10 protein-coding genes are annotated in these 6,980 nt (G+C 61.8%); 7 read left to right on the top strand and 3 right to left on the bottom strand.

The window, feature by feature from the left end:
• The first annotated feature begins 146 nt into the window (after nucleotides 1–146).
• From RBR52_RS15170 to RBR52_RS15155, 4 genes are read left to right on the top strand one after another with little or no spacing between them, the layout of a single operon-like run.
• Nucleotides 147–365 carry a hypothetical protein gene (locus RBR52_RS15170; RefSeq protein WP_320378112.1) on the top strand — a complete coding sequence of 73 codons (219 nt, stop codon included), beginning with the start codon at nucleotides 147–149 and terminating at the stop codon, nucleotides 363–365.
• Nucleotides 362–859, top strand: a complete 498-nt coding sequence (locus RBR52_RS15165; protein ID WP_320378111.1) for a DUF2924 domain-containing protein — start codon at nucleotides 362–364, stop codon at nucleotides 857–859. The genes RBR52_RS15170 and RBR52_RS15165 overlap by 4 nt, the downstream gene beginning before the upstream one ends.
• On the top strand, nucleotides 856–2,211 hold the full coding sequence (locus tag RBR52_RS15160) for a recombinase family protein (protein ID WP_320378110.1): 1,356 nt from the start codon (nucleotides 856–858) through the stop codon (nucleotides 2,209–2,211). Before RBR52_RS15165 ends, RBR52_RS15160 begins: the two co-directional genes overlap by 4 nt.
• Nucleotides 2,208–2,645, top strand: a complete 438-nt coding sequence (locus RBR52_RS15155; protein ID WP_320378109.1) for a LacI family transcriptional regulator — start codon at nucleotides 2,208–2,210, stop codon at nucleotides 2,643–2,645. The genes RBR52_RS15160 and RBR52_RS15155 overlap by 4 nt, the downstream gene beginning before the upstream one ends.
• 3 nt (nucleotides 2,646–2,648) lie before the next feature.
• Here the strand turns inward: RBR52_RS15155 and RBR52_RS15150 are convergent, their stop codons facing one another.
• Together RBR52_RS15150 and RBR52_RS15145 are read right to left on the bottom strand one after the other, a co-directional pair.
• Nucleotides 2,649–3,566, bottom strand: coding sequence for a nucleotidyl transferase AbiEii/AbiGii toxin family protein (locus RBR52_RS15150; protein WP_320378108.1), 918 nt, complete (start codon nucleotides 3,564–3,566; stop codon nucleotides 2,649–2,651).
• Nucleotides 3,563–4,162 (bottom strand): type IV toxin-antitoxin system AbiEi family antitoxin domain-containing protein, encoded by a 600-nt coding sequence (locus RBR52_RS15145; RefSeq protein ID WP_236213209.1) that lies wholly within the window; start codon nucleotides 4,160–4,162, stop codon nucleotides 3,563–3,565. The genes RBR52_RS15150 and RBR52_RS15145 overlap by 4 nt, the downstream gene beginning before the upstream one ends.
• Before the next feature lie 497 nt (nucleotides 4,163–4,659).
• Between RBR52_RS15145 and RBR52_RS15140 the strand changes: the two genes are divergently transcribed.
• Together RBR52_RS15140 and RBR52_RS15135 are read left to right on the top strand one after the other, a co-directional pair.
• On the top strand, nucleotides 4,660–4,899 hold the full coding sequence (locus tag RBR52_RS15140; RefSeq protein WP_320378107.1) for a hypothetical protein: 240 nt from the start codon (nucleotides 4,660–4,662) through the stop codon (nucleotides 4,897–4,899).
• A gap of 28 nt (nucleotides 4,900–4,927) precedes the next feature.
• Nucleotides 4,928–5,167, top strand: a complete 240-nt coding sequence (locus RBR52_RS15135; protein WP_320378106.1) for a hypothetical protein — start codon at nucleotides 4,928–4,930, stop codon at nucleotides 5,165–5,167.
• 592 nt (nucleotides 5,168–5,759) lie between these two features.
• On the opposite strand, the gene trfA is transcribed toward RBR52_RS15135, so the two are convergent.
• Nucleotides 5,760–6,692, bottom strand: coding sequence for a plasmid replication initiator TrfA (gene trfA / locus RBR52_RS15130; protein ID WP_320378105.1), 933 nt, complete (start codon nucleotides 6,690–6,692; stop codon nucleotides 5,760–5,762).
• A 14-nt stretch (nucleotides 6,693–6,706) separates the two neighbouring features.
• Here trfA and RBR52_RS15125 point away from each other — a divergent pair, with 14 nt between their 5' ends.
• Complete coding sequence (locus RBR52_RS15125) at nucleotides 6,707–6,916, top strand: hypothetical protein (RefSeq protein WP_320378104.1); 210 nt, start codon at nucleotides 6,707–6,709, stop codon at nucleotides 6,914–6,916.
• Nucleotides 6,917–6,980: the final 64 nt, after the last annotated feature.

Below are 6,980 nucleotides of genomic sequence, written 5' to 3'. Positions count from 1 at the left end.
GCTGCCCACCTGGCCCAACAGCCGTCTGGACGAATTGCTGCCGCACAACTGGGCGAAAACCAACACCCCTGCCGTCAGCACCTGACCTTCACTTCGGGTGTCAAGAGGGGATGGCTGCACGCTTACGACGGAAAGGACCGCTACCCATGCATCAAATCAACCATCTACCGCCCGAGCGGATGACGCCGGAGCAGCGTCGCCACGAGATCGCGTCGTTGCTGGCCAACGGCCTGGCACGCATGCGGATCTGCGTCGCGGAACAGTCCGCACATATCGCCGAAGCGAGCGAGTTTGAGCTTGGCTTCTCTGGCAACCAGCGCGTTCATTCAGACCCCGTCAACAAGACAACTACGGAGTCCAAATGAGCACGTCACTTTCAACGCCGCCATCGGTGGCAGCACAAATCGCTAGGTTGCCCGAGCTGCCGATGGCAGAAATCCGGTCCCTCTGGCAGAAGTTGGTCGGCGGCGACACGCCCACCCACAACCGCCAATTCCTGGAGCGCCGCATTGCGTACCGGCTGCAGGAGGCAGAGTTCCGCAAGGTCGACGCCAACCTGCTGGATCGCAATCAGCGCCGCATCGAGTCCCTGGTGGAAACCGGCAAGGTGAAAAAGCGCGACCGCGATTACCGTCCGGCCGCCGGCACAGTGCTGGTCCGGGAATACAAGGGTGTCGAGTACCGCGTGATCGCAACCGCCGATGGCCAGTATGACTTCCAGGGCCGCATGTTCCCGAGCCTCTCGATGATCGCCCGCGAGATCACTGGCATGCGCTGGTCGGGGCCGTTGTTCTTTGGTCTCAGGCCGCCATCCAATGCCAAGACCAAGCCATCCACCAAGAAGCGAGGTGGGCGATGAGCGAAGTCTTGAAGCGCCGCATGCGCTGCGCGGTCTATACGCGCAAATCTACCGATGAGGGGCTCGACCAGGAATACAACTCCATCGACGCCCAGCGCGATGCCGGTCACGCCTACATCGCCAGCCAACGCGCCGAAGGCTGGATTCCAGTCGCTGACGACTACGACGATCCCGCCTTCTCGGGCGGCAACATGGAACGCCCGGCGCTGCGCCGCATGATGGTGGACATCGAGGCCGGCAAGATCGATGTGGTTGTCATCTACAAGATCGACCGCCTGACGCGCAGCCTGGCGGACTTCTCCAAGATGGTCGAAGTGTTCGAGCGCTACGGCGTGTCGTTCGTGTCGGTCACCCAGCAATTCAACACGACGACCTCGATGGGCCGCTTGATGCTGAACATCCTGCTGTCCTTCGCCCAGTTCGAACGCGAGGTCACGGGTGAACGCATCCGCGACAAGATCGCGGCCAGCAAACGTAAGGGCATGTGGATGGGCGGCGTGCCACCTCTGGGCTACGACGTCGAGAACCGCCGACTGGTGCCCAACGAACGCGAGGCCAAACTGATCCGGCACATCTTTCAGCGCTTCGTTGAACTCGGCTCCAGTACGGCTCTGGTCAAGGAGCTGAAACTGGATGGTGTGACGTCGAAGGCGTGGACCACGCAAGACGGCAAGACCCGCGATGGCAGACCGATCGACAAGGGCCACATCTACAAACTCCTCAGCAACCGCACCTACCTTGGCGAGTTGCGGCACAAGGAGCAGTGGTACCAGGCCGAACATCCGCCCATCGTCAGCCGCGAACTGTGGGAGAGCGCCCACGCGATCCTGGCCACCAATGGTCGGGTGCGCGGCAACGCGACTCGGGCAACCGTGGCATATCTGCTCAAGGGCATTGTGTTCGGCAACGATGGCCGGGCACTGTCGCCGTGGCACACGACCAAGAAGAATGGTCGTCGCTACCGCTTCTACGTGCCTCAGCGCGACGCCAAGGAGCACGCGGGCGCCTCGGGCCTGCCGCGACTGCCGGCCGCTGAACTCGAGTCGGCCGTGCTCGACCAACTGCGCGCGATCCTGCGTGCCCCGAATCTTCTGGGTGAGATGTTGCCGCAGGCGATTAAGCTCGATCCGACTTTGGACGAGGCCAAGATCACCGTGGCCATGACCCGGCTCGACGCGATTTGGGATCAACTGTTTCCGGCGGAGCAGACCCGGATCGTGAAGTTGCTGGTGGAGAAAGTCATCGTGTCACCCAACGACCTCGAAGTGCGACTGCGCGCCAACGGCATCGAACGCCTGGTGCTGGAACTGCGCCCCGAACCGGTCGAGCAACGAGAGGAAGCACTGGCATGAGCGACATCCGCATCCAGAAGACCGGCGAGCCCGACATCCTTCAGACCAGCGACGGCAGGCTGACTCTGTCGGTGCCGATCCAGATCAAACGACGCAGCGGCCGCAAGCTGGTCACCTTGCCGAACGGTGAGACCGCCCCAGTCAGACCGTGGGACGTGGCGCCGACATCACTCCAATTGGCGCTGGCCAGGGGCCACCGCTGGCTGGCCATGCTGGAATCAGGGGAAGCAAAGTCCCTGAAGGAGATCGCCACGCGGGAGGGGATCGACAACAGCTACGTGAGCCGGATGGTCAACCTGACCACGCTGGCCCCCGACATCGTGGCGGCCATCCTGGACGACGCATTGCCGAACCACATCACGCTGTTCGATCTGGCGGTTGATCCGCCAGCGCTGTGGGATGAGCAGCGGGAGCGAGTCGGCCTTCCGCGTTGAAAATCAACCCGCGTCTGCAGGCGACCACGGACCACCTGCCTGCCAGCGGGCTGAAAACACCGCGCTGGCATTGGCCGCCTTGATGACGGGAAGCATGAACGCGACCAGTGCAGCAATGACGTCATTCAGCGCCAGCGCTTCCAGGCGGTTCTTTTTCAGGAAGGCCTGCCACTGCGCCTGTTTCTGCGCATCTTGCGCAAACGCATCGGTGAGGCCGAATGGGACATCCCTAGTCAGAGCGGTTTTACGTCGACCGAAGGTCGCCTGAATCGCTTGGCGAAGGGTGTCGCTATCGAAGTCGGTGTGCTGCGCCAATATCCACAGATCGAAATAATCCTTCATGCGACTGTTGGCGATGCCAAGGGACGACAGCGCCTCGAATTTCTCGGCCACCACGGTGTAGCGCGGATAGACCCGCAGCTTGGGTGCTGCGAACTCCGCCAGCATGACGGGGTATTCGACATCCTCCGGGCCAGGCGTCACGGCGTCGCCGAAGCCGATATCGATCTGGATCTGGCAGCGCGCGCCATCGATCACACCGAGCAACGTCACGCGCACACCAGCGTAGTTCGCCTCCTTGCGAATCTCGGCGGCGTGCACGGTGTCGGGTTGAAACGCCACGCCGTCGTGCGTTTCGATCGCGCAGATATCCCTGAAGACGGCTTCGATGTGCGGCAGCTCTGCCGAGCCGAATCCCAGAAAATCAGCATCCCTGGTTGGGCGATGTGGAATGTCGAACCACAGGTCAAACAGCAAGGCACCCTTGAGCAGAAACTGATCCGCGTGCTTCGAGATGCTGATCCGGTACAGCAGCCGCTCAATCGCATAGCGCGTGAGGACCAAGTTGAAATCCTGCTCGGTCTCGCGGGCGCGGTTGAGCAGACGGGCACGTACTGATGCCGCCACGTTTCGTTCATTCATGACAGGCTTTCCATGTAGGGGCGCATCACATTGGCCACGCGGCACAGCGTGGCATAGCGCCAGAGTTCGTCCATGCTCACGCGCTTGGCACGCCAGGCTTCCTGCAGCGCTTCCATCGCCACATCGAGGCCGATCTTGTTGCGGAACTTGAAGCAGTCGGCCACGGTGCGAGCAATGTTGGTCACGCGCACGGTCACGCCATCGATCTGGTGTTCTTCAATCCCATCGGTCAGCGCGGGGCCAGAAAAGCGCACGATGCGCAGCGGCGGGTAATCCATCTTGGGCGAACGAGCCTTGTTGGGAATGGCGAGCCAGACCTCGAATGGCGACTGCGTGGTGAGGTCGTGCACGCGCAGTGCCGACAGCAGGCAGACGATGGCTTGCGGGTGTTTGCGTGCCACCTCGGCCAGCGTGCCATGCTCGGATACGCTGCGATCGGGGCGGGCATACAGACCGCGACCCACGCGGGTGAGCAGGCCCTGCCGAACCAGCCGCGTGAGAGCGACACTGGGCAGACCCAGCGCATCGAGATCGCGCGGGCGTATCAGGCCGCGCTGGGCGGCGAGATCCAGAATGGTCTGATGCGAAGTTTCCATGCCGCCATGATGTTGCATTACGTCGGTAGTTGTCAATATCTACCGACAAAACACAACGTAAGCGGTTTCCTTTGCTATCCGATGCTGTAATCCAACCGCTTGATTCGTCCGCGCGTAACCCTTTGATCTATATGGCGCTGACTTGTGGCCTTTGCGGACTTCGGGCCAGTTCCAGGGAGCGAGGCCGGAGCGAGGAATGGCCAGGAGAGAGTGGAATGGGGCCGGGAACGGCCAATTCGGGCGGCTGGCGAAGTCCGCAGGCTTCCGCAGGAACCCCCAACAACACGCGGGAACCGGCGCGATCAGACAAGAAAAAACCCCAACCGAGAACGGTTGGGGTTTTGTTATTGGTGGAGCCGGGGGGATTATTCAATGCCCTGTAGCCCGCATAAACACTAGAAACAGGCTCGCAGGGCGTCGGCGCGTACCCCAGCAGTACCCGCCACAAGCAACCCGCGAAGGGCTATAATTCTTAGGGTATGCACGGGGAGCGCGCCATGACCGACAACACCGAAAACCTGATTCTTGAACACTTGCGCCACATACGCGCCCGCCTTGACCGGGTTGCAGACGACGTGCATGACCTCAAAGAGCGCATGAGCAGCCTCGATGAATCCTTCCTGAACGTTCAGCGGCAAATCGTGCAGGGGGTCGAAACCGACACCCGCCAGCAGATCAGCCTTGATCGCATCGTGCAGCGCATCGAGCGTATTGAGCGCCGCCTTGAACTGTCGTGAGGTCGCGACCAATCCCGGAGAGCGCGCCATGACCGACAACACCGAAAACCTGATTCTTGAACACCTCAAGCGGTTTCAGGCAGGCCAAGACCGCATCGAACGCAAATTGGACGAACTGCCCAACCGCATCGCGCACCTTGAGGTCAGCATCAGCCGGGTTGCCCGCGACGAATCGTCGAACTACGCCGAAATCATCCAAGACCGGCACACGGTGGACAGGCTCAAAGAGCGCCTTGAGCGCATCGAGCGCCGCCTTGAATTGTCGTGAAGGTGCCGAAGCGGATAGAAGCCCGTAGAGCCATCAAAAGGCCGGGGTTAAGGGGTAGGTAGCCGGATGCCGCGTTGAACGGCGCAGAACGCGGTTTTGTGCGTTCTGGAGGCATCCCCCATGCCGTCCAGCCTGCACCAGTCGCGGAGATGTGCGCCTGGCCGGTTCAATTCCCGATTTCCCACTTGAACCCGCGTTCTGCGCCGTCCTGCCGCGTTCCTGAACCTTTCCGCCTTGCAAGCCCGGCGGGGGGCGCCGCGCAGCGGGGGGCTGCAAGCCCACAGGGGGGTCGAGTCCGCGACCGCAGGTCGGAGAGGGGGGCGGCACGCCCCCCTGCGGACTGGGGCCGTCAAGCGCGGAGCGCGTGATTCCCCCGCGCGAAGCGTGGGGGCTGGAGTTCTTGCTTTTGCGTGCTCCATTTTTTTGCGCAGTCGCTGATTAAAAAAGATTAAAGAAGATTAGGGCAACTTATCCACAGGCTGTAAGTCCGCACCAGAATTGGACTTTTTACCTGTTTTTCCATGGATTATCTATCCGCTGCAACGGTATTTCCTATCCGCTGCAACGGTATTTCCTATCCGCTGCAACGGTATCAACCGCGCAGCTTCCGGGCCTTGGCTGCCTTCTTGGCCAAGTGCCGCAGTTGTGACCTTTGGGCCTTCTTCTTGACATGCACCAGACCGTCCTTAATCTCGTAGCCGAACCACTCTCCGTGGGCCGCGCTGGCCTCGCCCACGGCGTCCAGCGCCTTGCGTAGCTTCTGATGAGCGCTGTACGGGTTGGTGTTCTTGCCCCCCGACAGCTTGAGCAACACCTCAATGCTCACCGGAACCGGCTTCGCATGGCTTGCATAGAACCCATGCAGCCACTGCGCCAGCGACTTCCCGTCCATCGCGCGGCGCGTCGCCCATTGCACCTGCGTAAACTGATCGCGGGCGAACAGCGAGAGTAGCTTGGGGTTCAGCACGATCACCCATTCCTGCGACAGATCGTCTTTGAACGCTTCGTCAATCAGCCCGCCGAGGTACACGTGCCGCCCTTGCCGCACCTCGACCGCGTTGGCGGTCAGCCGCGCAATGCGCGTGTGCAGCGTCTCCCGGTTCATGCCCGTGTCGGTCTTGCCCATGAGTTTGAGCAATGCGTAGGCCGTGATGCGGCACTGGCTGCCAAGAAGCATATGCCGCACGGCGTGCAGCACACTCTCATACACGTCCAAATCGCCTTGATCAAGCTGCTGGCCGGTGTAGCGGATTTCGAGACCCCCAAGCGCGGCGATCTGTTCGCGCTCCATGTAGCGGCGTTTACCCTTGCCGATTGCGGCGAACAGTGCCGAGCGCAGGAAACCGTTTGGCACGGCCCGAACAGGCTCCGCCCACAACGGCAATCGCGCCACGGCTTGCGTCGGTGTGAGCGGGGCTGTCGGGTGCCCCACAGCCCGCGCCCGCTCCCGCGCCTTCGCCGCATACTCCGGCCCCCGCTCGCGGGCGTTCTGGATAAGCGCCGATAACGACGCTCCGGCAGTCATTGCCGTCTCCTGACGTGCATCTGCCACGTCCGCCCTTACTTGCCTGCGCTGCCCGCGCCCGCCGCCATGTCGTGCACGGCTTGGTCAAGATCAGGCCGCGCCGCGTTCGCCTTTTCACTCGCAGCGCGTATCCACGCGAAAATATCTTCATCGAACCACAGCTGCGCATTTCAGCGATCGTGGACGCCTGTTTCATTCTGATCGTGGACGGCGTTTCAGGCTGATCGTGGACGCGCCGGGGGTGCGCGCAAGCGATGGGTTTACTGTATCTCAATCGTCCACGATCAG

Origin of the sequence: Thiomonas sp. (genome assembly GCF_034007205.1) — a bacterium.
Lineage (GTDB): Bacteria > Pseudomonadota > Gammaproteobacteria > Burkholderiales > Burkholderiaceae_C > Thiomonas.
The sequence above is the reverse complement of the archived record's forward strand: the minus strand, read 5'-3'. Positions and strand labels throughout refer to the sequence as shown.